This is a genomic window from Psychrobacter piscatorii, assembly GCF_904846415.1.
In the GTDB taxonomy this organism is placed as follows: Bacteria; Pseudomonadota; Gammaproteobacteria; order Pseudomonadales; family Moraxellaceae; genus Psychrobacter; species Psychrobacter piscatorii.
This window is the reverse complement of record NZ_CAJHAR010000113.1, coordinates 1-586: the sequence shown is the minus strand read 5'-3', so window position 1 is coordinate 586 and position 586 is coordinate 1. Positions and strand designations below refer to the sequence as shown.

Here is a 586-nt window from a genome sequence, read left to right as displayed (position 1 = left end):
TTGTTTAATGTTGGCTTTCGTGTTTGAAGGTAGGCGCGTTGTTTTTGCTTTAACAGTTGAACGCTTTGCGCGTCTTGGCTGAGTGGTTGTGTTTAATGCGATGGTTTCCATAATAAATTCCTTATAAATGGCTTAATGAATTAAGGTGGCTGGTTAAATAATGGACATAAAAAAACCACGCGCTAAGGCGTGGTTGATTGTGTTTCTAGACGTTAGATATCCTTGATTAAGCAAGCATCAGTAGTGACTCATCTAAACCCTTTTGCTTAAGCTTAGCTCCAGCACCAAACCATGCTGAATTAAGACGATTATCGGTACTCATCGCTCGACGTTCATGGTCAACATATTCAGTGATACTACATAGCAGTCCATAAGCCGTGTCACGGGCAGCATCGAGTGTGGCCCCGCGTCCTTGACCGTTAAACATGCTCATTACTTGATTCATCGCTTTGGCGTTAGGCACGGCCTCTTTTTCTTTCTTAGCGCGGTTAAACAGAATAAGATCATTGTCCTGATCGTTAAACACACGGCTAAGATAATTGGCCGCTTCTGCTTGGGTGACTCGTCGCTCTGATAACTGCTTCAT

1 protein-coding gene is annotated in these 586 nt (G+C 43.3%); it reads right to left on the bottom strand.

What is annotated here, in order from left to right; translation table 11 throughout:
* Nucleotides 1-226: 226 nt before the first annotated feature.
* Nucleotides 227-586: DUF932 domain-containing protein (locus JMX83_RS15110; protein WP_201603426.1), on the bottom strand; the 360-nt coding region annotated here is incomplete at its 5' end.